The organism is Aquitalea aquatilis (genome assembly GCF_005155025.1).
Taxonomy (GTDB): domain Bacteria; phylum Pseudomonadota; class Gammaproteobacteria; order Burkholderiales; family Chromobacteriaceae; genus Aquitalea; species Aquitalea aquatilis.
The window spans coordinates 1,705,072-1,726,743 of sequence record NZ_CP039731.1; the positions used below are offsets into that span (position 1 = coordinate 1,705,072).

General features: G+C 59.4%; 20 protein-coding genes. 13 read left to right on the forward strand and 7 right to left on the reverse strand.

Annotated elements, in window-relative coordinates; translation table 11 throughout:
- Window positions 1-171 precede the first annotated feature (171 nt).
- The gene (locus FAZ30_RS07940; RefSeq protein ID WP_124644429.1) at window positions 172-606 is read left to right on the forward strand and encodes a CBS domain-containing protein; all 435 of its coding nucleotides are present in this window, start codon (window positions 172-174) and stop codon (window positions 604-606) included.
- Between the two features lie 62 nt (window positions 607-668).
- On the opposite strand, the gene FAZ30_RS07945 is transcribed toward FAZ30_RS07940, so the two are convergent.
- Window positions 669-1,442: an IclR family transcriptional regulator gene (locus FAZ30_RS07945; RefSeq protein ID WP_124644428.1), complete on the reverse strand. Its 774-nt coding sequence runs from the start codon at window positions 1,440-1,442 to the stop codon at window positions 669-671.
- A gap of 191 nt (window positions 1,443-1,633) precedes the next feature.
- On the opposite strand from FAZ30_RS07945, the gene FAZ30_RS07950 reads away from it, so the two are divergent.
- The 10 genes from FAZ30_RS07950 (at window position 1,634) to FAZ30_RS07995 (ending at window position 12,581) form a co-directional block, all read left to right on the forward strand.
- Window positions 1,634-2,821 carry an acyl-CoA dehydrogenase gene (locus tag FAZ30_RS07950; RefSeq protein ID WP_124644427.1) on the forward strand — a complete coding sequence of 396 codons (1,188 nt, stop codon included), beginning with the start codon at window positions 1,634-1,636 and terminating at the stop codon, window positions 2,819-2,821.
- A 181-nt stretch (window positions 2,822-3,002) separates the two neighbouring features.
- Window positions 3,003-4,193 carry a CaiB/BaiF CoA transferase family protein gene (locus FAZ30_RS07955; RefSeq protein ID WP_124644426.1) on the forward strand — a complete coding sequence of 397 codons (1,191 nt, stop codon included), beginning with the start codon at window positions 3,003-3,005 and terminating at the stop codon, window positions 4,191-4,193.
- 105 nt (window positions 4,194-4,298) lie between these two features.
- Entirely contained in the window at window positions 4,299-5,918 is a 1,620-nt protein-coding gene (locus FAZ30_RS07960) for an electron transfer flavoprotein-ubiquinone oxidoreductase (RefSeq protein WP_124644443.1), read from the forward strand.
- A 329-nt stretch (window positions 5,919-6,247) separates the two neighbouring features.
- Window positions 6,248-6,859, forward strand: a complete 612-nt coding sequence (locus FAZ30_RS07965; RefSeq protein WP_137009223.1) for a hypothetical protein — start codon at window positions 6,248-6,250, stop codon at window positions 6,857-6,859.
- Between the two features lie 22 nt (window positions 6,860-6,881).
- A complete protein-coding gene (locus FAZ30_RS07970; RefSeq protein ID WP_124644424.1) occupies window positions 6,882-7,220 on the forward strand; it encodes a DUF4870 family protein in 339 nt (112 codons plus the stop codon).
- A gap of 353 nt (window positions 7,221-7,573) precedes the next feature.
- Window positions 7,574-7,786: a DUF3820 family protein gene (locus FAZ30_RS07975; protein WP_059285267.1), complete on the forward strand. Its 213-nt coding sequence runs from the start codon at window positions 7,574-7,576 to the stop codon at window positions 7,784-7,786.
- Window positions 7,787-7,790: 4 nt separating this feature from the next.
- Window positions 7,791-8,738, forward strand: a complete 948-nt coding sequence (ylqF, locus tag FAZ30_RS07980) for a ribosome biogenesis GTPase YlqF (RefSeq protein WP_124644423.1) — start codon at window positions 7,791-7,793, stop codon at window positions 8,736-8,738.
- A gap of 350 nt (window positions 8,739-9,088) precedes the next feature.
- Entirely contained in the window at window positions 9,089-9,442 is a 354-nt protein-coding gene (locus tag FAZ30_RS07985; RefSeq protein WP_124644422.1) for a DUF2834 domain-containing protein, read from the forward strand.
- 344 nt (window positions 9,443-9,786) lie between these two features.
- Window positions 9,787-11,118, forward strand: a complete 1,332-nt coding sequence (locus FAZ30_RS07990; protein ID WP_124644421.1) for an MFS transporter — start codon at window positions 9,787-9,789, stop codon at window positions 11,116-11,118.
- Complete coding sequence (locus tag FAZ30_RS07995) at window positions 11,115-12,581, forward strand: amidase (RefSeq protein WP_137009225.1); 1,467 nt, start codon at window positions 11,115-11,117, stop codon at window positions 12,579-12,581. The genes FAZ30_RS07990 and FAZ30_RS07995 overlap by 4 nt, the downstream gene beginning before the upstream one ends.
- Window positions 12,582-12,662: 81 nt before the next feature.
- On the opposite strand, the gene FAZ30_RS08000 is transcribed toward FAZ30_RS07995, so the two are convergent.
- From FAZ30_RS08000 to moaA, 6 genes are all read right to left on the reverse strand, one after another.
- Window positions 12,663-13,205 (reverse strand): hypoxanthine-guanine phosphoribosyltransferase, encoded by a 543-nt coding sequence (locus FAZ30_RS08000; RefSeq protein ID WP_124644419.1) that lies wholly within the window; start codon window positions 13,203-13,205, stop codon window positions 12,663-12,665.
- Window positions 13,206-13,271: 66 nt separating this feature from the next.
- Complete coding sequence (galU, locus tag FAZ30_RS08005) at window positions 13,272-14,141, reverse strand: UTP--glucose-1-phosphate uridylyltransferase GalU (RefSeq protein WP_124644418.1); 870 nt, start codon at window positions 14,139-14,141, stop codon at window positions 13,272-13,274.
- Window positions 14,142-14,221: 80 nt separating this feature from the next.
- Window positions 14,222-15,661, reverse strand: a complete 1,440-nt coding sequence (locus tag FAZ30_RS08010; RefSeq protein ID WP_124644417.1) for a tetratricopeptide repeat protein — start codon at window positions 15,659-15,661, stop codon at window positions 14,222-14,224.
- Between the two features lie 10 nt (window positions 15,662-15,671).
- Window positions 15,672-18,098 carry an NAD-dependent DNA ligase LigA gene (gene ligA / locus FAZ30_RS08015; RefSeq protein ID WP_124644416.1) on the reverse strand — a complete coding sequence of 809 codons (2,427 nt, stop codon included), beginning with the start codon at window positions 18,096-18,098 and terminating at the stop codon, window positions 15,672-15,674.
- Window positions 18,099-18,153: 55 nt separating this feature from the next.
- Window positions 18,154-19,335 (reverse strand): cell division protein ZipA C-terminal FtsZ-binding domain-containing protein, encoded by a 1,182-nt coding sequence (locus FAZ30_RS08020; RefSeq protein ID WP_124644415.1) that lies wholly within the window; start codon window positions 19,333-19,335, stop codon window positions 18,154-18,156.
- A gap of 97 nt (window positions 19,336-19,432) precedes the next feature.
- A complete protein-coding gene (gene moaA, locus FAZ30_RS08025) occupies window positions 19,433-20,407 on the reverse strand; it encodes a GTP 3',8-cyclase MoaA (protein ID WP_124644442.1) in 975 nt (324 codons plus the stop codon).
- Window positions 20,408-20,737: 330 nt separating this feature from the next.
- Between moaA and FAZ30_RS08030 the strand changes: the two genes are divergently transcribed.
- Together FAZ30_RS08030 and FAZ30_RS08035 are read left to right on the forward strand one after the other, a co-directional pair.
- The gene (locus FAZ30_RS08030) at window positions 20,738-21,130 is read left to right on the forward strand and encodes a MarR family winged helix-turn-helix transcriptional regulator (RefSeq protein WP_233578534.1); all 393 of its coding nucleotides are present in this window, start codon (window positions 20,738-20,740) and stop codon (window positions 21,128-21,130) included.
- Complete coding sequence (locus FAZ30_RS08035) at window positions 21,117-21,662, forward strand: cytochrome b (RefSeq protein WP_124644413.1); 546 nt, start codon at window positions 21,117-21,119, stop codon at window positions 21,660-21,662. The genes FAZ30_RS08030 and FAZ30_RS08035 overlap by 14 nt, the downstream gene beginning before the upstream one ends.
- The last annotated feature ends 10 nt before the right edge of the window (window positions 21,663-21,672 follow it).

Sequence of the window (21,672 nt, forward strand, 5' to 3'; positions counted from 1 at the left end):
TCAGCACACGACAAGCAAGGCCGGCAACAGCGATGTTGACCGGCCTTTTTCATCTGCGTGCCACATGCACCGCTTCCGCGCGGCATACCTTGTGCCATTTCGTTGATCAGTCTTGTTCTATAGTATTAAAACAGGTTGTTTCAGGTTCTCGTGGCCGAACAGGAGGGTGCAATGCAGACAGTCAGACAGTTGCTGGAGCAGAAGTCCGGGCGTGTGCTGGTGACGGTATCGCCGGAAAGTACCGTGTTTCAGGCTTTGCAGGTGATGGCAGAGCACGATGTCGGTGCCGTGCTGGTGATGGAGGGCGGCGATGTGGTGGGGATATTCTCCGAGCGCGACTATGCGCGGCGCATCGTGCTGCAGGGGCGTACTTCTGCCGGCACCCGCATCCGCGACATCATGACCAGCAAGGTGGTGTATGTCACGCCAGACCAGAACTCCGACCAGTGCATGGCGCTGATGACGGAAAAGCACATCCGCCACCTGCCGGTGCTGGAGGGCAAGACGGTACAGGGTATGTTGTCCATCGGCGATCTGGTCCATGCCACCATTCAGGAGCAGGCGCAGGTGATCAACCAGCTGGTGCACTATATCCAGAGCGCCTGATTGTGCTGCTGCATACAGGAAAAGCCGCCATCAGGCGGCTTTTTGCTATCTGGCGCGGCAAATCAGGCGACCGGCACGATGCGCTGGCGCAAGGCAATCAGCGCCGGGGCCACTTGCTGCTGCATCACCTCGGCAGTGAAGGCAAAGGCCGGGCCACTGGCGTTCAGGCTCATTGGCGGCTGGCCCGGGTTGGGCGAGGGCAGGTGCACGCCCACCGCCATCACGTCAGGTTCGTATTCGCCAAATGATGCTGAATAGCCACAGTGCAGATACTCATCGCTGGCCTGTTGCAGACGCTGCTGCAAGGCCGGCCAGCGCTCGCCATAGCGTGCGGCCAGTTCGGCATCCAGCTGACGGCGTGTGCTGTCCGGCAGGCCGGCATAAAAAGCCCGGCCAATGGCGGTGGTGGCGATCGGCACCCGCGAGCCAACGGTCAGCTGCACGCTGACCCGTGACTGGCTGCGGCAGGTCTCCAGATACACCATATCCGTGCCATCGCGCATGGCCAGGCTGATCGACACATTGTTTTCCAGGGCAAATTCGCGCATCAGCGGGCCGGCAACCTGGCGGATGTCATAGCTGGCCAGCACCACCGAGCCCAGCGCCAGCAGTGCCACACCCAGGCGGTAAAAGCCGCTGTGTTCATCCTGCGACAAATGACCCAGCTTGGTCAGGGTGTAAGTCAGGCGTGACACGGTGGATTTGGGCAGGCCGGTACGCTTGGCGATTTCCAGGTTGGACAGCGCCGATTCGCCGGGGCGGAAAGCCGCCAACACCTGCAGACCACGTGCCAGCGCGGTGACGAATAGCCGGTCCTTGTCATCCTCTTCCTGCATTGCTTTCCTCATTTCTATATTGATGGCCTGGATTTTCCAGCCTGGCGTTGCGGCGCGAGCGGCAAGCATAGCCTGCTTGCGGTCAGGATCAAACAAAACGCTTTACAGCCGAATTTGGAGTTGTTAGTCTATTCTGCAATGTAAAACGTAATTCCGCAATGCGGAACAAGCAAACCCAAGGAGAACTCTCGATGGCCGCATCCAACAGCCGCGCACCCTTTGCCTGGGAAGATCCCTTCCTGCTGGCCGATCAGCTGACCGAAGAAGAACGTCTGGTCCAGCAGACCGCAGAAGCCTATTGCCAGGATCGCCTGATGCCGCGCGTGCTGACGGCCAATCGTGAAGAACGCTTCGATCGCGAAATCATGAGCGAGATGGGCGAGCTGGGCCTGCTGGGCTGCACCATCGACGGCTACGGCTGTGCCGGCCTCAGCCACGTCGCTTACGGCCTGGTGGCTCGCGAAGTAGAGCGCGTCGATTCCGGCTACCGCTCGGCCATGAGCGTGCAGTCCAGCCTGGTGATGCATCCGATCTGGGCCTACGGCTCGGAAGCACAGAAAGACAAATACCTGCCCAAGCTGGCCACTGGTGAATGGGTGGGCTGTTTCGGCCTGACCGAGCCGGATGCCGGTTCCGACCCGGCCGGCATGAAAACCCGCGCCCGCAAGGTAGACGGCGGCTATGTGCTGTCCGGTAGCAAGATGTGGATTACCAATAGCCCGGTAGCCGATGTGTTCGTGGTGTGGGCCAAGGATGATGAAGGCGAGATTCGCGGTTTCGTGCTGGATAAAGGTATGAAGGGCCTGTCGGCACCGAAGATTCATGGCAAGTTCAGCCTGCGTGCCTCCATTACCGGCGAAATCGTCATGGACGAAGTGCTGGTGCCGGAAGATGCCATCCTGCCGGGTGTGAAGGGTCTGAAAGGCCCGTTCGGCTGCCTGAACAAGGCCCGCTTCGGCATCGCTTGGGGCGCCATGGGGGCTGCCGAGTTCTGCTGGCATGCTGCCCGTCAATACACGCTGGACCGCAAGCAGTTTGGCCGCCCGCTGGCCGCCACCCAGCTGATCCAGCTGAAACTGGCCAATATGCAGACTGAAATCGCCCTGGGCCTGCAGGCAGCTATCCGTGTTGGCCGTCTGCTGGACGAAGGTAAGGCCGCGCCGGAAATGATCTCGCTGATCAAGCGCAACAATTGCGGCAAGTCGTTGGACATCGCCCGTATCGCTCGCGATATGCACGGTGGCAATGGCATTGCCGACGAGTTCCACGTCATCCGCCATGTGATGAACCTGGAAGCCGTCAACACTTATGAGGGTACGCATGATGTGCATGCCCTGATTCTGGGCCGAGCCCAGACCGGTATTCAGGCATTTGCCTGATAGCACAGCGGGGGTATGGCTCCACCTGCCCCTGTTGTTGGTTCCTGTCTGTCCTTGTGAGGCCCGGTGAGTACCGGGCCCTTTTTTTGGTGCACAGCGTAATGCGGCTGCCGTGGCGGCGGCATCACTCTGTCCATCCGGCGGCTGTCTAAGCGGCCATCAAACGCATCAGGAGAACAATATGGCGGGCGCACTCGCAGGCATCAAGGTTCTGGATCTATCCCGTGTACTGGCCGGCCCCTGGGCGGGCCAGTTGCTGGCTGACCTGGGTGCCGAAGTGCTCAAGGTCGAGCGGCCCGGGGCCGGTGACGATACCCGGCAGTGGGCACCACCCAGCCTGCCGGATGGCACGGCGGCCTACTTTCTGTGCGCCAACCGCGGCAAGCGCTCGGTGACGGTGGACATCACCAAGCCGGAAGGGCAGGAGATTGTCCGTGCGCTGGCACGCGATGCCGACGTGGTGATTGAAAACTACAAGGTGGGTGGGCTGAAAAAATACGGGCTGGATTACGCCAGCCTCAGCCAGCTCAACCCGCGGCTGGTGTATTGCTCGATTACTGGTTTTGGCCAGGATGGCCCTTATGCCGAACTGCCGGGCTACGACTACATCGTGCAGGGCATGTCCGGCCTGATGAGCATCACCGGGCCGGCCGATGGCGAGCCGCACAAGGTAGGTGTGGCCGTGACCGATCTGTTTACCGGCATCTATGCCAGCAATGCCATTCTGGCGGCCATCATCGCGCGCCAGAGCAGTGGCAAGGGTCAATACATCGACATGGCCTTGTTTGACTGCGCGCTGGCCTCGCTGGCCAATATCAATATGAACTGGCTGATCGGCCAGCAAGTTCCGCCACGGCTGGGTAATGCCCACGCCAATATCGTGCCCTATCAGGTGTTTGCCTGTGCCGATGGACATTTCATCCTGGCTTGCGGCAACGACAAGCAGTTTCGTGCGGTGTGCCAGGTGATTGGTCTGTCTGCCTTGGCGGACGACGAACGCTTTACCAGCAATCCGCAGCGGGTCAAGCATCGTGACAGTGTGGTGCCGCTACTGGCCGAGGCCTTCATGGCAAAAGGCCGTGACCAATGGCTGAAGCTGCTGGATGAAGCCGGTGTGCCTTGTGGGCCGATCAATACGGTGGACGAAGCCTTCCGCGACCCGCAGATTCAGCACCGCGGCATGGAAATACACTTGCAGGACAGCGTAGGGCAAAATGTGCCCCTGGTAGGGTGTCCGATCAAACTTTCCGGCACGCCAGTCGAGTACAATCAGGCCCCTCCCAAACTGGGTGAACATACCGACGACGTACTGCGCGCGCTGGGCTACGACGCTGCCAGGATTGCCACACTGCGTGAGCAAGGCACCGTTTAAACGCTTGTTTGATTTTGACGAGCGAGGCCGCTTCATTGCATGATGACTGCCAGCCAATAAGGACAGCCCACCGGGCGCAAAGGAGATGTGGTGCAACGCGATTATATGGAATACGACGTAGTAATCGTCGGCGGCGGCCCTGCCGGGCTGTCTGCCGCGATTCGCCTGAAGCAAGTGGCCGAGGCCAAGGGCCAGGAAATCAGTGTCTGTCTGCTGGAAAAGGGCTCGGAAATCGGGGCGCATATCCTGTCGGGCGCCGTGATTGAAACCGGCGCACTGGCTGAACTGATACCGGACTGGAAAGAAAAGGGCGCGCCGCTGAATATCCCGGCACTGTCCGACCGTTTCCTCTACCTGACGGAAACCGAGTCCATCCAGCTGCCGACCCCGCCGCAGATGCACAATCACGGCAACTACATTGTCAGCCTGGGCAATTTCTGCCGCTGGCTGGGTGAGCAGGCCGAAGCGCTGGGCGTGGAAATCTACCCTGGCTTTGCCGCTGCCGAAGTGCTGTATCACGCCGATGGCTCGGTCAAGGGCGTGGCGACTGGTGCCATGGGTACCGGCAAACTGGGCGATGAGCCGGGTGAGCCGGGTATGGAGCTGTGGGCCAAGCAAACCCTGTTTGCCGAAGGCTGTCGCGGTTCGCTGACCAAGATGCTGTTCGAGCGCTTTGCGCTGCGTGATGGTGCCGACCCGCAAACCTACGGCATCGGCATCAAGGAACTGTGGGAAGTGAAACCGGAAAACCATAAGCCGGGCACCATCACCCATACCGTGGGCTGGCCGGTGGACACCGCCACCTATGGCGGTTCCTTCATGTACCACCTGGAAGACAACCAGGTGGTGGTGGGCTATGTGGTCGGTCTGGATTACAGCAATCCCTACCTGTCACCGTTCGAGGAATTCCAGCGCTTCAAGACCCATCCGGCCATCAAGGGTGTGTTCGAAGGCGGCCGTCGCCTGTCCTATGGCGCACGTGCCTTGTCCGAAGGCGGCATCCAGAGTCTGCCCAAGCTGACCTTCCCGGGGGGCGCGCTGATCGGTGATACCGCCGGCTTCCTCAATGTGCCCAAGATCAAGGGTACCCATACCGCAATGAAGTCGGCCATGCTGGCTGCCGATGCGGTATTCGAACTGCTGCAGGCAAATCCGGAAGCACAGGGACAGGAAGCCGTCGGCTATTCCGCCTGCTTCAAGCAAAGCTGGCTGCGCGAAGAGCTGCACCAGGTGCGCAATATCCGCCCGTCCTTCCGCTGGGGCCTGTGGCCGGCGATGATCTATTCGGCCATCGACACCTTCCTGTTCCGTGGCAAGGCACCGTGGACGCTGCGACACAAGCATGCCGACCACGCAACACTGCTGCCTGCCAGCCAGTGCAACCGTATCGACTATCCGAAGCCGGATGGCGTACTGACCTTCGACCGTCTGTCCTCGGTGTTCATTTCCAACACCAATCACAGCGAAGACCAGCCACCCCATCTCAAGCTGAAAGATGCTGCTGTACCGATCAGCCTGAATCTGGCCAAGTACGATGCGCCGGAGCAACGTTATTGCCCGGCTGGTGTGTATGAAATCGTCGGCCAGGACGAGGGCAGCCCGCGCTTGCAGATCAACGCGCAAAACTGCGTGCACTGCAAGACCTGTGATATCAAGGATCCCAGCCAGAATATCAACTGGTGTACGCCAGAAGGCAGCGGCGGCCCCAACTATCCCAATATGTAAGCGGCCCTTGTCGCTGCTTGTTGCAAAAGCCCGGCATATCGCCGGGCTTTTTTGTGCAATGCAATGTTTTTTACCTGTCTACCTTGACAGGTAGCAGGCCTTGTTGGCAGGATGGTCAGCATGATTACTTTCTCCGCAGTCTTTAACGCCTATTTTTATTGGTACCGCAGCTCACGGCGGCTCCAAGGGGCGTCTCTGGACTAAGAAAAAGTACAAGAGAACGAACAAACCCGATAAATGCCGCCGCGGTCACTCCGGCGGCATTTGTTTTTTCAGCAGACAAATCAGCTCCGGACCCACCCAGGCAAGCCCGACTGGAGATGCAGGTCATGAATGAAGTCAGTGATGCAAGGCAGATAGCCCGAGAAAGCGCCAGTCTGGCGCTGGACGGTGCTGCATGGTCCGTAACCCTGTTGACCGATGGCGAGGCCTTGGCCAACGCTGTCGCACCACAAGCGGACAGCCTGTATCGCTACCTGCAGCAAGACCAGACAGCGGCCACGCCGCTGCTGGAATCGCTGCTGCCGGACATTCGTGCCTTTGCCATGCTGCTGGCTTCCACGCGCCGGCACCACCGCTGTTCGCCCGAACGCTTTGCCGATGCGACGGACTGGCTGGCGGCCCGCATTGTCGTGCTCGAACTCAGCCATGTTGCCGTGACCTTGCCCGAACTGACTCAGCTGGATGAAGCGAACCGCCGCCTCAAGCTGCTGTCGGAACAGTTGCAGCTTACACTGTCGCCGGCAGCCCCCGTGCTGCTGACCGCACCTGAGGCCGAACCCGGCGTACTGCGTGGTTGGAGCCGACAGCGGCAGAGCGGCATGCTGGGCACGGTGCATGGCATGCAATCCATGCTGATGGCCTCGCGCCTGGTGGCGCAGCAATGTCGTCAGCGGCTGCAACCCTTCTGGCACGGCCTGCAGGTAGCACGCCGCGGCTGATACACCGATAAGCGGGAATGTTATGCAACTGCAAACGCGTGATGATGAGCGCAAACTGAATAATCTGACCCTGGTGGTGTATATCCTGCAGGGCTTGAGCCTGTTTACCGGCGTACCCATGCTGGTCGGCGTGATCATCAACTATCTCAAGCTGGATGATAGCCGTGGTAGCTGGTATGAAAGCCACTTCCGCTGGCAGATCAAGACCTTCTGGCTGGGGCTGCTCGGCACGGTGCTGGGCTATGCGCTGGTATGGATATTGGTCGGTTTTGCCATTCTGGGCCTGACCTGGCTGTGGTGCCTGTACCGCGTGCTGCGTGGTTTTCTGGCTTTCAATGACGGCAAGCCGCTGCCGCTGTAAGGCTGGATAAAAAGACGGGCAACCGTTGCCGGCTGCCCCAAGAGGCCCTGAGCCGGTTGCCGGAACGTAATCCGTCCCAATGAAAAACCGTGTGCTGACACGGTTTTTGTGCTGCAGGGCCTGCGTCGCTATCACTAAACTGACTAGGTCTGGCTGGTGCGCAAGGCGGATTGTCACCCCAGACGAAGCGCCACCATGCTAGCTGCCGGTGCGCTTGGCCGATAGCAAAATGACAACGTCACTTGTCGTAGGTCAAGTTCTACCATAGCAGAACAAAACCCCGACAAAACAAGGCTGTGGCGTAATGGCTCCGGCTTTGGCACAATGCGCAACCTTCAGTCCGATGTGAAATCATGCAACAAGAAGATCTGCAACGGCTGGTCAGCACGACCATGCCTTTTGGCAAACACCAGGGCACCCTGCTTTGCGACTTGCCCGGCAACTATCTCAACTGGTTTGCCCGCGAGGGTTTTCCCAAGAGCGAGATTGGCCGCCTGCTGCAATTGATGCAGGAGATCGACCACAATGGACTGAGTTATTTACTGGACCCGTTAAGAAAGCGTTAAAAGCATGGCAATTCAATGGTTTCCCGGCCACATGAACAAGGCGCGCAAAGATGTCATGGAGCGCCTGAAAGACATCGATGTGGTCATCGAAATGCTGGATGCGCGCTTGCCGGCGTCCAGCGCCAATCCGATGCTGGCGCGCATGGCCAAAGGCAAGCCGCGCCTGATGATACTCAACAAGCAGGATCTGGCTGATCCGGCCATCACCACGCAGTGGCTGGACTGGTATCGCGCCAAAAAGCAGACCCAGGCCATTGGCCTGGATGCCGGAGAGCGCGCGCCATCGCAAAAGCTGGTGGCAGCCTGCCGCGAACTGGCCCCCAATCGCGGCGGCCTGGACAAGCCGTTGCGCGTGCTGATCTGTGGTATTCCCAACGTGGGCAAATCCACGCTGATCAACAGCATGAGCAGCCGCAAGATCGCCAAGACCGGCAATATGCCAGGGGTAACCAAGAACGAGCAGCGCATCATCCTGGACGATGATGTTGAGCTTTACGATACGCCCGGCATGCTGTGGCCCAAGATCGAAGTGGAAGAGGGTGGCTATAATCTGGCCGCCAGCGGTGCCGTCGGTCGCAATGCCATGGACGAGGAAGAAGTCTCGCTGGAGCTGCTCAAATACCTGCTGCAACACTACGTGCCACAGCTGACTGCCCGCTATCGCCTGGACGAGGTGGACGGCCTGCAAGACTGGCAGGTGTTGGAAATGATAGGCCGCAAGCGTGGTGCCATGCTCGGTGGTGGTCGCGTCAATATCCAGAAAGCTGCTGAAATCGTGCTCACCGATTTTCGCGATGGCAATACCGGCCGTATTACCCTGGAGCGTCCGCAGGAATGGATCGTGTGGGAAAAGCGTGCCAAGGAGCTGGCCGCACAGAAAGCTGCTGCCCGCGAAGCCATGATGAGCGAAAAGGAAAAGCGCAAGCACGCCTCTCGCGGCCCACAAGATTGATATCGGTTTTGTCGATAACCGGATAGCGCAGAATGCAGCTAGGAGCATGGCGCAATCCTGTTTCGATGTTCGTTTTGAAGTTCATATCACCAGATATGTTTTTGCTCTAGTTTTGTAAGAGAGGCGTTGTCGTGGCTTTTTATGCCATGTGACTTATGGGTTCCAGCCACAATATGTGGGTATGTAGCCTGAATAGACAGTAGCGCTACGGTCCTCTTCTCTTTACCTTGCTCGCCAGTTTGGCTTTCGTCCAGATGCCTCATGAGGCCTGTAGTTCACTGAACTGGTAAATCTCAGTGCACTGTCCGCTCTAGACTAGACATTCGCATATCCCCTACAGGAGGTGATTAATGAGCTTGAAGAAAGACCATACTGCCTTGGCATTCTTTGCTCTAGCCATCATTGGTTTCGTAATTACTTGGTACTACAACCTGCAGTACCTGATGCAGGGTGGTGGTCTGGGGCCTGCCGAGTTCTTTGTTGCCGCCTTTGCCAATCCGCTCACAACAGCTATCACCATTGATGTCTATCTGTCAGCCATTGCATTTTCCGCTTGGGTAATCAGCGATTCACGTCAATCACAGCTTAAGTGGCCATGGGCTTATATATTTCTCTGTTTTTCGATTGGCTTGGCGGTGTCATTCCCCATGTATCTGGCTTTTCGAGAGCGGGCCAAAAATAAGGTCAGCTTCGCCAATCCCTGAATCGGCGCTAACGATTCGGTGTTTTTGCAGCGCAAACTTGCTTATCAGCAAATCCGCCGATCATCCATCAGTCGACTGATCCAGAACTGACGTGGCCATAGCCATGGCAGCCTAGTGTTCAATTGTCTGGCTTTCCGCTTTACTCATTCCTTATTTGCTGCAGGCCAATTTGCTGTGTTCTGGGTCGGGCTGATCTCTATGCCAGTGTGCTGCCAAAGCGGACAGTAGCTGCCAGCATGGTAGCCGACCTACCTTGCACCTCTGTTTCGTCCGCATGGCAGGCCCGGTGTGCTGCCAGCGACACGATTGGGCTAATCCTATCTGGCAGCTAGAGGTGGCAAGGCATGACGCCTGACAAATCGATTTCCCGGCGGCGGCAGATTATTGCGGCGGTCGTGGGCAATACGCTGGAGTGGTACGACTTCATCGTCTACGGCTTCATGACCAGCATTATTTCCAAGCTGTTTTTCCCGGCCGACGGCAATGAATTCATTTCTTTGCTGATGGCGACAGCCACTTTTGGGGTCGGCTTCTTCATGCGGCCTGTGGGTGGTGTGCTGCTGGGCATCTATGCCGACCGTAAGGGCCGCAAGGCGGCCATGCAGTTGATCATGGCCATCATGGCCCTGGTGTCCTTGCTGATTGCCTGCGCGCCACCCTATGCGGCCATCGGCATGGCAGCCCCGTTGCTGATCGTGCTGGCGCGGCTGCTGCAAGGTTTTGCAACCGGTGGCGAATATGCCAGTGCCACGGCCTTTCTGGTGGAAGCGGCACCCGCTGATCAGCGCGGCCTGTACGGTTCCTGGCAGTTGGTGGGACAGATGCTGGCCATTCTGGGCGGTGCCGGCATGGGCGCGCTGATTACACATAATCTGGATCAGGGCCAGCTGGAGAGCTGGGGCTGGCGGCTTCCGTTTCTGATCGGTTTGTTGATTGCCCCGGTAGGTTGGTGGGTGCGCCGCCACATGGACGAAACCGAGGCCTTCCTCGAAGCCAGCCAGCCGCAGGCGACTGCGCCCGGTCTGGGTGGGCAACTGCAACAGAACCGGCGCAATATTCTGCTGACCATCGGCCTGACCATTCCCGGTACGGCAGGGTTTTATGTCCTGCTGGTGAATATGCCGGGCTATGTGCATCGCCAGTTTGGCTTGCCGCTGGATCAGGCCTTTGCCATCCAGATGCTGGCCGTGGCCTGGATGACCATCCTGATTCCCTTTTCCGGGGCCTGGTCCGACCGGATAGGCCGACGCCCCTTGCTGTTATGGCCCTATTTCATTTTCTTGCTCATGGTCTATCCCGGCTTTGCCTGGCTGGCCGACGCGCCGAGCATGGGCCGGCTGCTGGTGGTGCAGCTATTGTTCTGCACGCTGCTGGGGCTGGCTTTCGGACCAGCACCAACAGCGGTATCTGAGCTGTTCCCGGTACGGGTGCGCTCTACCGGCGTTTCCATTGGCTACAATCTGGCCGTCATGATTTTCGGCGGTTTCGCCCCCTTCATCGTCACCTGGCTGGCCGGTAGCACGGGCTCGCCGATTGCGCCGGTTTACTATCTTTTGCTCTCTACCGCACTGGGCGTGATTGCCTGTTATTTTCTGCCTCGTGGCCGCCCGGCGACGACTGAAATCGTGCCGGCCTCGCTGGCCACTTCCAATGCTGCATCCGGGAAATCACTATGACTCAGCCTATTTCAGCTCTTGATCCCATCGTGGCGCTGGATGCGCTTCCCCTGTCGCAGGCGATCCACCAGCGGCAGCTGTCTTGTGTCGAAGTGATGCGCAGCTATCTGCAGCATATCGACCGGGTCAACCAGCAGGTGAATGCGCTGGTGTCGCTGCAGGATGAGGCCTCACTGCTGCAGCAGGCCGCGCAATGCGATACCGAGCTGGCTCGTGGAGAATCCCGTGGCTGGCTGCATGGCATGCCACAGGCGATCAAGGATCTCTCTGCCACGCGCGGCATCCCGACGACCATGGGCTCAAGCCTGTACCGCCAGCATCAGCCAGCCAGTGACGGCATCATGGTGGAGCGCATGCGGGAAGCGGGGGCCATCTTCATTGGTAAAAGCAATACCCCGGAATTCGGTGCCGGTTCACATACCTATAACGCGGTCTTCGGCGCCACCGCCAATGCCTATCAGCCAGAGCTGTGTGCTGGTGGCAGCTCGGGCGGTGCCGCCGTAGCCCTGGCCCTGCGCATGCTACCGGTGGCCGATGGCAGCGACATGATGGGTTCGCTGCGTAATCCGGCGGCTTTCAATAATGTATTCGGCTTTCGCCCCAGCTGGGGAACAGTGCCGCTGGGGCCAAGCCCGGAGCTGTTCTTGCAGCAACTGGCGACCGAAGGGCCGATGGGGCGTACTGTGCCGGATATTTTGGCATTGCTGCGTACTCAGGCTGGTGCGGATGTCAGAGCGCCGCTGGCGCATGGTGCCATCGCCGGGCTGGAGCAGTCGCTGCAACAGGATGTCAGTGGCTGGCGGCTGGGCTGGTTGGGTGACTGGAATGGCTACTTGCCGATGGAGCAGGGGGTGTTGCAGCAGTGTGAGCAAGCCTTGCCCGACTTTGCCGCTCTGGGCTGCCAGCTTGAGGCTTGCACGGTGAATTTTGATCCGTCGCTGCTATGGGAAAGCTGGGAAGTCCATCGCCACTGGCTGATGGCGGGTAGTCTGCTGGCGGATTATCAAGACCCGCAGCGTCGCCAGCAGCTCAAACCCGAATTGCAATGGGAGATCGAGGGTGGTTTGCAACTGACCGCGCTGGATGTGTACCGCGCTTCGCGCATACGCAGTGACTGGTATCGTGCCGTATTGCAGTTGTTTGAGCAGTTTGATTTTCTGTTATTGCCCAGCGCCCAGGTTTATCCGTTTGCGCTGGAACAGCACTGGCCACGCATGGTGGGTGGCCGCGTCATGAGCAGCTACCACCGCTGGATGGAGGTGGTCATCGGGCCGACCATGGCCGGCTTGCCCGTGATGAACGTGCCGGTTGGCTTGGGCAGCAACGGCTTGCCGATGGGTGTGCAAATCATTGGTCGCCCACGGGCAGATATCGAAGTATTGCAACTGGCCCATGCTTACGATGGGCAACGGCGCTGGGTGCAGACCATCCTGCCTGAGCTGCTGCAGGCGACAGCCCGCTAGTCTGGGTGGAGGTCGGTCCATGAAAAAACCGCGAGGGGCAGACCCGCTCGCGGTTTGTTTTGCTTGCCAGCCGTTGGCGGCTTACTTCAGTGCGTGAATGGCCGGCAGATTGCGCCAGGCACCGCGTACGTCCATGCCGTAGCCAAAGACATAGCGGTCCGGTACATCCAGACCAACAAAGTCACAAGCGATCGGTTTTTCCTTGGAGATCAGCTTGTTGGCAAACACGCCGCTGTAGAATTCCTTGGCACCCATACCCATCACCTTGTCGCGGATGGCCGCCATGGTATGACCTTCGTCCAGGATGTCATCCAGCACCAGTACCACGCGATCGCGTACATCTTCCTTGGGGGCCTGTTTCCATACCAGTTCGCCGCCGTGGGTCTTGTCGCCATAGCGCGATACATGCACGTAGTCGAAATCCAGCGGGAAATTCAGGCGCGGCAGCAACTGGCCGGTAAACACCACGGCACCACCCATCACGGACAGGACCAGCGGATAGGTTTCACCCAGTTTTTCGGTGATTTCCACTGCCATGCGATCGACGGCAGTGCTCACCTCTTCTGCGGTGAACAGAATGTCCGAGCTATTGATCAGACCGCGAGCTTCGGCAATGTTGGGCATGTTGACTCCTTGAAAAAATACAAACGCCGCTCCGTCTACAGAGCGGCGTAATGGAAAATTAGCAGATCAGTTCCGCAGGTCTTGCAGATACTGAGAAAATTCCTTGGCCACTTCGTGGTGCTTCAAACCATAGCTGACGGTAGCTTTAAGATAGCCCAGTTTCGAGCCGCAATCGTAGCGGGTTCCCTTGAATGGCAAGGCCAGTACCGCCTCTTCTTTCAGCAGGGCGGCAATGCCGTCGGTCAGCTGGATTTCACCGCCCGCTCCGGGGGGGGTGTTCAGCAGCTTGTCGAAAATGCGCGGGGTGAGAATGTAACGCCCTACCACGGCCAGATTGGACGGTGCCACATCCGGGTGCGGCTTTTCCACGATGCTCAAGACCTGCTGCTGTCCCTGGGCATTACTGCCGGTTTCGACAATGCCGTAGGAACCGGTTTCCTCGCGGGCCACGGTTTCCACCCCCAGAATCGAGCTGTGCGTGGTATCGAACAGGCTGACCATCTGCTCCATCGCACCTGGCTCACCATCGATCAGGTCGTCGGCCAGGATGACGGCAAAAGGCTCATTGCCCACTACCGGGCGTGCGCACAGCACGGCATGGCCCAGGCCCAGTGCTTCGGTCTGGCGGATATAGATGCAGCTGACCGAGGGCGGGATGATGCCGCGCACGGTGTCCAGCAGCTTCTGCTTGTTCTTGTTTTCCAGCTCGGTTTCCAGCTCGTAGGCCTTGTCGAAGTGGTCTTCGATGGAGCGCTTGTTACGGCCGGTAATGAAAATCAGCTCGGTGATGCCGGCGGCAATGGCCTCTTCTACCGCGTACTGGATAAGGGGTTTGTCCACTACCGGCAGCATTTCTTTCGGGCTGGCCTTGGTGGCGGGCAAAAAACGCGTACCGAGACCGGCTACCGGGAATACCGCCTTGCTGATTTTCTTCATCGTCGTAGAAGTCTTCAATTGAAAATATTTCTGACTGGCGCGCATTCTATCCTGTCTTGCGCGCCGCACCAAACAACAACTCAATCCCGCGGCCATTGCCGCAGCGTTTTTGCCACGCTGGCGATCAGGGGCGGCCAGTCACCAGGGGTGGCCTGCCGCCAGATACGCATGCTGGCATACCAGGGTGAAGTTTCACCCTGGGCCATGAAGAAGGGGGCACTTTCCGCCCGCATCAATACCCATACCGGCTTGCCCAGTGCCCCCGCCAGATGGACGACCGAGGTGTCCACACTGATCACCAGATCCAGCTGACTGATGATGGCAGCGGTATCGGCAAAGTCGCCAATCTGTGGGGCAAATACCCGGTCTTGCAACGCGGCAGGCAGCTCGCCCAGTTGTAGCGAGACAAAGTCAGCGGTCATGTCGTCCAGCAGAGGCATAAAGTCAGTCAGCGGCACGGATTTGTTCTGCCGGCCATGGTCGGCAATGCCAACCCCCCAGCTGCCGGTTTCCCAGACAATGCCAATGCGTAGCCGGCCAGGCTGGCGTGGCGGTAGTCTGGCATCCCAGCTTGTAGCCAGTGCCGGATCGGCTTGCAAATAGGGCTGATCAGACAAGTTTGCCAATGTGACATCCAGTTGCAGCGGCAGCGACATCAGCGGCAGTTGCCAGTCATGCGGCGGAGGTGTGTCCTCCAGCGGCACCAGTTCGATATTGTGTAATTGGGCAAACAGCCGCAGGCAGGCATTCTGGCAGGCCAGGATTAGCCGGGCAGCGGGATGGCGGCGCTGCAGTTTGGGCAGGAAACGCACCATCTGCAGGGTGTCGCCCAAGCCTTGTTCGGCCCAGATCAGCAGGCTTTGCTGGCCCAGCGGCTGCCCTTGCCAGGCCTTTTCACGATAGCGCGGCTGCATGATGGTGCCCCAGCGTTGTTCGTACAGCGGCCAAGCTTCGCGGTAACGGCCCTGCAGCAGCAGGGCCACCGACAGGTTGAAGGCGAGGAAGGCATCGTCGGCCTGTAATGCCATGCCTTGCTGGTAGGCGCTGACCGCCTCGTCCAGTCGTAGCGCGCAGGTCAGCGCATTGCCCAGGTTGTTCAGCCGTCCCGCACTGGCACCCGCCAGTTGCAGTGCATTCTGGTGGCAGATAGCCGCATCGTCATAGCGCAGGGCATATTGCAGCACCACTCCCAGATTGCTCCAGGCATCGACATGCTCGGGTTCCGCCTGTAGCACTTCCAGCAGCAGGTTTTCTGCCAGCGCCAATTCGCCCAGCTCCTTGAGCAGCACGGCCAGATTGCATTTGATATTGCTGGAGGAAGGATTAAGCGCGGCGGCAGCCAGATAGTCTTCCAGTGCCAGCGGATATTGCTTCAGCCGCATCTGCGCCGTGCCACGGTTGAACAGGGCCTGCCAGTCCTGGGCATTGCGGCGCAGGCATTCGCTGAAGGCGGCGATGGCCTGCTGCTGGTCTCCGGCGGCTGCCAGACGGTTGCCCCGTTCGAAAGCGCTTTCGGTCATGCTCGTCCTTTCAACTGGCTGCCGCTTGCAGCATGGCTTGCAGGGCGGCTTCATCCAGCACGGCTACGGCCAGTTCCTGGGCCTTGGCCAGCTTGCTGCCGGCGTCGGCACCGGCCACGACAAAGTGGGTTTTTTTCGACACGCTGCCAGCCACTTTGCCACCGGCTGCTTCAATCAGTGCCTTGGCCTGATCCCGCGACAGTGTGGGTAGGGTGCCAGTCAGTACAAAGGTTTTGCCATCAAACAGCGGGTGGGTGTTCCCCGTGTCTTGTGGCAGGCTGTGCAGGATTTCTGTGCGCAAGTCAGCCAGCTGTTGCAAGGCGCTACGATTGGCCGCTTCGTCCAGCCAGTCGGCCAGCGCATTGATGACCTCGGCTGGCAGTTGCAGCAGCAATAGCTGGCGGCGCTCCATGCGGGCCAGTTGCTCCAGCCCGCTGATTTGTGTCGCCAGCTGCTGGCTGCGCACCTCGGTCAGGCGCGGAATGTTCAGTCGCGCCAGCAGGACTGCTGGCTCCAGCCGCTCGGCCAGCTTGGCTGAAGGCGCATGCTCGTCGGCCGGAGCGACATAGTGCAATAGCGCGTCCAGTGCTGCTTCGTTATTCTCTTCGGCAAAGAAGTCGGCCAGCGACTGGGCTACCACGCCGCCAATATCCGGCAGGGCGGCAAACAAGGCCGCTGGGGCACGACGGATCAGTGCCAGCGAGCCCAGCCAGTCGGCCAGGGTCTTGGCGGTGGATTCGCCGACATGGCGGATGCCCAGCGCAAACAGCAGGCGGGCCAGGGGTGGCTGGCGGCTGGCTGCGATGGCCTGCAACAGATTTTCTGCCCATTTGCTGGCGACCTTGCCGGCTTTGACGGTTTCCGGCGTCACGCCTTCATCTTCGTCGGCGCGGCGCTTCATCTCCAGCAAATCGTCCAGCGTCAGTTGATACAGATCGGCCACGCCGTGGACATAGCCATATTCCACCAGCTTGTCGATATAGCGTTCACCCAGGCCGTCGATGTCCATCATGCGCCGCCCGGCAAAGTGCTGGATGGCCTGGCTGCGCTGCGCCTTGCAGCTGAGTCCACCGGAGCAGCGGGCAATGGCTTCGCCTTCTTCGCGTACCACATGGCTGCCGCACACCGGGCAGTGGCTGGGCAGGCGATAGGGCGGATATTGTGCTTCCTCACCCTGGATGAACAAATCACCGCCAGCGGCCGGTCGCAACGGTCGGCGCTCCAGCACCACGGAGACCACTTCCGGAATCACATCGCCGGCGCGACGCACGATCACCGTGTCGCCGACGCGTACATCCTTGCGCAGCACTTCGTCTTCATTGTGCAAGGTGGCATTGGTGACGGTAACACCGCCAACGAATACCGGCTGCAAGCGGGCCACCGGGGTAATGGCACCGGTGCGGCCCACTTGTGCTTCGATGGCTTCTACCAGCGTCAGTGCCTCTTCGGCGGGGAATTTGTGGGCGATGGCCCAGCGCGGTGCGCGCGAGACGAAGCCCAGTTCTTCTTGTTGGGCACGACTGTTCACCTTGTACACCACGCCGTCAATTTCAAAGGGCAGGGTGGCGCGTCGTTGCAGCACGTTTTCGTAATAGGCCGCCAGACCATCCGCGCCGCTGACGACCGGGCGCAGGCTGGCTTCGACGACTGGAAAACCCAGTTGCTGCAGCCAGTCCATTTCACCAGCATGGCTGAGTGGCCAGTCGGCACCTTCCACTTGGGCGATGGCATAGGCGTAAAAAGACAGCCGCCGTTGCGCGGTAATGCGCGAATCCAGCTGGCGCAGGCTGCCGGCGGCGGCATTGCGCGGGTTGGCGAAGGGCTTGTCACCGCGTTGCTGCTGTTCGGCATTCAGGCGTTCGAAGTCGCGCTTGAGCATCAGCACTTCGCCACGCACCTCCAGCAGCGCGGGTGGCTGCTCCCGCTCCAGCTTGAGTGGAATGGCGTGGATGGTGCGAATATTTTCGGTGACGTTCTCGCCGGTGATGCCATCGCCACGGGTGGCGGCCTGTACCAGTACGCCTGCACGATAAAGCAGGCTGATGGCCAGGCCATCAAATTTGGGCTCGGTGGCGTAGCGGATCGGGGATTCGGCCAGTTCGCGCCGGATGCGTTCGTCAAATTGCACTAGTTCGGCGTGGCGCTGGGCAAAGTCGTCCCGTTGCATGTCGGAAAAAGCATTGCCCAGCGACAGCATGGGCACACTGTGGGTGATCTGGCTGAATTCCGGCAGCGGTGTGCCGCCTACCCGCAGGGTGGGGGAATCAGCTGTTTTCAGTTCTGGATGAGCATTTTCCAGCGTTTGCAGTTCACGGAACAGCCGGTCGTACTCGGCATCCGGCACGCTGGGGGCATCCAGCACATAGTATTCATGGCCATAGCGGGTCAGCTGCTGGCGCAGGGCATGGGCGCGGGCGGCGAGGTCGTTGGTGGTCATCGGATAGTCTCAAAACGGAAAAAGGCCGGCATGTGCCGGCCTGCGCGCTGTGGATTCAGGCGAACAGCCTGAGTGCGGCGACACTGCCTGGTGCAATGCCGCGATCGTCCATGCTGCTGTAAATATGCACCAGTTGGTCGCGGATACGCGACAGTCCGACATCGGACAAGACGCGGCGGTTGTCATCCACCAGTTGCGCGTCGAATTCGGCGGCCAGCTGTTTGGCAAACAGCACGGCGCGGTCGAATACTTCCACACCACCGGCCACGCGCGGCACATCAAACAGCAGCGTCAGCGCCGGGAAGGACTTGTCCAGCAGGGTGTGGAAGGTAAACGGCATCTGGTCGGCTGCCATCAGCGAATACAAGGTGTTGCCAGAGTCGGCCAGGTAATGGAAGGCACCGTCCGGCTCCAGCTGCAGGCCACCGGCCTCGACAAAGCTGCGCAGGCGGGTGCCTTCCACGGCTTCGCGCGGGACGACATTGATGCCGATCAGCACGTCGACATCGGCGCAAAAGCGATCCAGTTCGCGTGCGGCCACCAGTTTTTGCTGGCGTTGCGGAAAGCTGACTGCGGCATCGTGTTCTTCGGCGAAGCGCGATACCTGCTGGCAGAAGCCAGCCAGTTCCGGTTCGGTAACCGAGCCGCTGCGATCCACCATCTGCATGCCGATGTTGATTTGCTTGTAGCGGGTGCCGGGCACGGCTTCGGCCGGTTTCCACAAGCCTTTTTCGGTGCGGCCGATGATGTGGGTGCGCTTGCCGACATTGAAGCGCGGCATGGCTGCCAGCTCGTGCGGTTCGTGGAAAACGACCTCGGCGATGAAGTCAAGCGAGGGGTCGAGCAGGGCGGCGACCAGCGCCTGATGATCGGCCGATTCAAACTGGCCGGACTCGTCGTCTTCGCGTTGCGGCATCGGCTCCGGTATCGGTGCCGGGCGTTCTACCGCTGGCGGCAGGGTGAGGGAAGTGTCTTCCGGGATTTCCGGTTCGAACGGTTCGTCGTCGTAACCGGCCGGCAAGTGGGCGCTGTCGACCAGCACCGGTTCCATGCGGTCGGCACGTACGCCATCCCGGACATTGTTTTTCGGGACGTTCAGCAGGACGTCGTCATGAGGGCGCGCGAAAGCCTGGCTGGTTTTCTTGCGAAAGCGCCACTCCTGAAAAACATTGAATCCGAACACCAGGGCGATGACTGCAACGCCCAATATCAGTACACCAATCTGCAATTCGCTCATTAGGCCGTCCGCGTTAAGGCGAATAATTTGCCAATAGTATAACGAAAGCGGGCTGTTGCAGGCTATGGCCGGCACAAACTAGCTGCTTTTGGGCGCATTAACCGCCAGTCATCGACATGATACGGATGAGTTTGCCCGGATTTTCGCGAAATTCGTGCCGTTCCGGCTTCAGCTCGATGGCCTGGCGGATGGCAGCGCGCAAGCCTTCATCGCTGATGCCGGCGCGCAGTAATGGCCGCAATTCGAAACTTTCCTCCTGCCCCAGGCACATATACAGCGTGCCGTCGACCGACAGGCGGACGCGGTTGCAAGTGGCACAGAAATGCTGGGAAATCGGAGTGATCACTCCCAGCGTGAATGCCCCATCGACGCTGCGCCAGTAACGTGCCGGACCACCGCCCATTTCACTGTTCTGTGGAAACAGACCAAAACGCAGGCGCAATTGTTCCAGTACCGGCTGCAAATCGAGATAGGCGGTATTGCGGCCGCTGTCGCCCATCGGCATGGCTTCGATCAGTCGCAGCACAAAACCGTTGGCGATGCAGAAACCGACCATGGCTTCGATGTCCGCCTCGTTGACATCCTTCATGGCCACCATATTGATCTTGATGGGTGACAGGCCGGCGGCGCGGGCTGCCTCCAGGCCGGCCATGACTTGCGGCAGGCTGTCGCGGCCGGTGATGGTGTTGACGCATTCGCGCCGTAGCGAATCCAGGCTGACATTGACACGCTTGACACCGGCGCGGTACAGCGCGTCGGCATGACGCGCCAGCTGGGTGGCGTTGGTGGTGAGCGACAGGTCTTGCAGGCCGGGCAGGGCTGCCAGCCGGCCCGCCAGTTGCGGCAGGTTGCGCCGCAGCAAAGGTTCGCCGCCTGTCAGTCTGACCCGGCGCGTACCCAGGCTGGCAAAGGCCGCCACCACGCGTTCGATTTCGTCGAAGGTGAGCCAGTTTTCCGGTTCTTCGAAGTCCTTGAAGCCTTTGGGAATGCAGTAGCTGCAGCGCAGGTCGCAACGATCCGTTACCGACAGGCGGAGATATTCAATGCTGCGTCCGAAGCGGTCCTGCAGGATATTCATGATGGTGCGACCAGGTTAAGTCACCACGGGGCTGCCGTGATGGTTGATATTGAGCAGAATAGCGCCAAACCTTGCTGGGTAAAAGGCGTTAGGAATTATTGTCGTTTGTCGTGGTCCACTGCTCTTTGTCCTGATTTGTCGGCATTCTGCTACGGTTATGTCTGTGAAAGACGTGGATTTTTCTTAACATTGATTGCAAATTAGTTCTAGTATGAACTATACTGATTAGAACAAAAGGTTGATGACGCTATGAGTCATGCAAAAAAGGAGCCGTCTCTGTCGCTTATCCGGGAACTCGCGCGGACATTCCAGGCGTTTGAACAATTGTCGGCTTTTCATATCCGCCAGATGGATCTCACGCCGCCACAATTTGATGTGGTGGCGACACTGGGCAATACGCCGGGCATGAGCTGCAAGGAACTGTCGGAAAAAACGCTGATCACCAAGGGAACGCTGACCGGGGTGATCGACCGCCTGATTGAAAAAGGCGTCGTCAGTCGCTGCGCGCAGGAACAGGATCGCCGCAGCGTCATGGTGGCATTGACCCCGCAAGGCGAGGCTTTGTTCCAGCACGTGTTTCCGGCGCACATCGCCTATATGAAAACCGCCTTCGACCTGCTGGAACCGGCGGACATGGACGAATTGTGCCGTCGGCTGGCTCAGCTGCGTTCTGCATTTAACCAGGTACTGGAGCAAAAAAAACATGAAATCGAGTGAGCGTTATTCCTCACCGGCCATCGCATTGCACTGGCTGATTGCCGGGCTGATTGTCGTTACCTTTATTGTTGGCCTGCTGGTATCCGACATGCCATTGTCGCCAGCCAAATTCAAATACATCGCCTGGCATAAGTGGGCAGGCATCACCATTCTGGCGCTGGTCGCCGTGCGCTTGCTGGTGCGTCTGCTGAAGCGCCCGCCAGCCTTGCCGGCACACATGAATGGTCTGGAGCGTCTGCTGGCACATGGTGGCCACCTGGCACTGTACCTGTTGATGTTCGCTGTGCCGCTGACTGGCTGGCTGATGAGTTCAGCCTATGGTTTCCCGGTGGTGCTGTTCAAACTGGTGCAACTGCCTGATCTGATCGCCCAAAACGAACAGTTGGCGGCCACCCTGAAGACTGTGCATGAAACCCTGAACTGGATCATGGCCGCCTGTGTGGCAGGCCATGTGCTGGCCGCCATCAAGCACCATGTCATCGACAAGGACGGCATGCTGTATCGCATGAGCCTGCACAGCCCGCGTCAATAAACCCTTACCT

Bases quoted from the DNA above. Each gene is read 5' to 3' on its own strand.
- FAZ30_RS07940 (WP_124644429.1), top strand. From the start codon at position 172: ATGCAGACAGTCAGACAGTTGCTGGAGCAGAAGTCCGGGCGTGTGCTG.
- FAZ30_RS07945 (WP_124644428.1), bottom strand. From the start codon at position 1,442: ATGCAGGAAGAGGATGACAAGGACCGGCTATTCGTCACCGCGCTGGCA.
- FAZ30_RS07950 (WP_124644427.1), top strand. From the start codon at position 1,634: ATGGCCGCATCCAACAGCCGCGCACCCTTTGCCTGGGAAGATCCCTTC.
- FAZ30_RS07955 (WP_124644426.1), top strand. From the start codon at position 3,003: ATGGCGGGCGCACTCGCAGGCATCAAGGTTCTGGATCTATCCCGTGTA.
- FAZ30_RS07960 (WP_124644443.1), top strand. From the start codon at position 4,299: ATGGAATACGACGTAGTAATCGTCGGCGGCGGCCCTGCCGGGCTGTCT.
- FAZ30_RS07965 (WP_137009223.1), top strand. From the start codon at position 6,248: ATGAATGAAGTCAGTGATGCAAGGCAGATAGCCCGAGAAAGCGCCAGT.
- FAZ30_RS07970 (WP_124644424.1), top strand. From the start codon at position 6,882: ATGCAACTGCAAACGCGTGATGATGAGCGCAAACTGAATAATCTGACC.
- FAZ30_RS07975 (WP_059285267.1), top strand. From the start codon at position 7,574: ATGCAACAAGAAGATCTGCAACGGCTGGTCAGCACGACCATGCCTTTT.
- ylqF (WP_124644423.1), top strand. From the start codon at position 7,791: ATGGCAATTCAATGGTTTCCCGGCCACATGAACAAGGCGCGCAAAGAT.
- FAZ30_RS07985 (WP_124644422.1), top strand. From the start codon at position 9,089: ATGAGCTTGAAGAAAGACCATACTGCCTTGGCATTCTTTGCTCTAGCC.
- FAZ30_RS07990 (WP_124644421.1), top strand. From the start codon at position 9,787: ATGACGCCTGACAAATCGATTTCCCGGCGGCGGCAGATTATTGCGGCG.
- FAZ30_RS07995 (WP_137009225.1), top strand. From the start codon at position 11,115: ATGACTCAGCCTATTTCAGCTCTTGATCCCATCGTGGCGCTGGATGCG.
- FAZ30_RS08000 (WP_124644419.1), bottom strand. From the start codon at position 13,205: ATGCCCAACATTGCCGAAGCTCGCGGTCTGATCAATAGCTCGGACATT.
- galU (WP_124644418.1), bottom strand. From the start codon at position 14,141: ATGAAGAAAATCAGCAAGGCGGTATTCCCGGTAGCCGGTCTCGGTACG.
- FAZ30_RS08010 (WP_124644417.1), bottom strand. From the start codon at position 15,661: ATGACCGAAAGCGCTTTCGAACGGGGCAACCGTCTGGCAGCCGCCGGA.
- ligA (WP_124644416.1), bottom strand. From the start codon at position 18,098: ATGACCACCAACGACCTCGCCGCCCGCGCCCATGCCCTGCGCCAGCAG.
- FAZ30_RS08020 (WP_124644415.1), bottom strand. From the start codon at position 19,335: ATGAGCGAATTGCAGATTGGTGTACTGATATTGGGCGTTGCAGTCATC.
- FAZ30_RS08035 (WP_124644413.1), top strand. From the start codon at position 21,117: ATGAAATCGAGTGAGCGTTATTCCTCACCGGCCATCGCATTGCACTGG.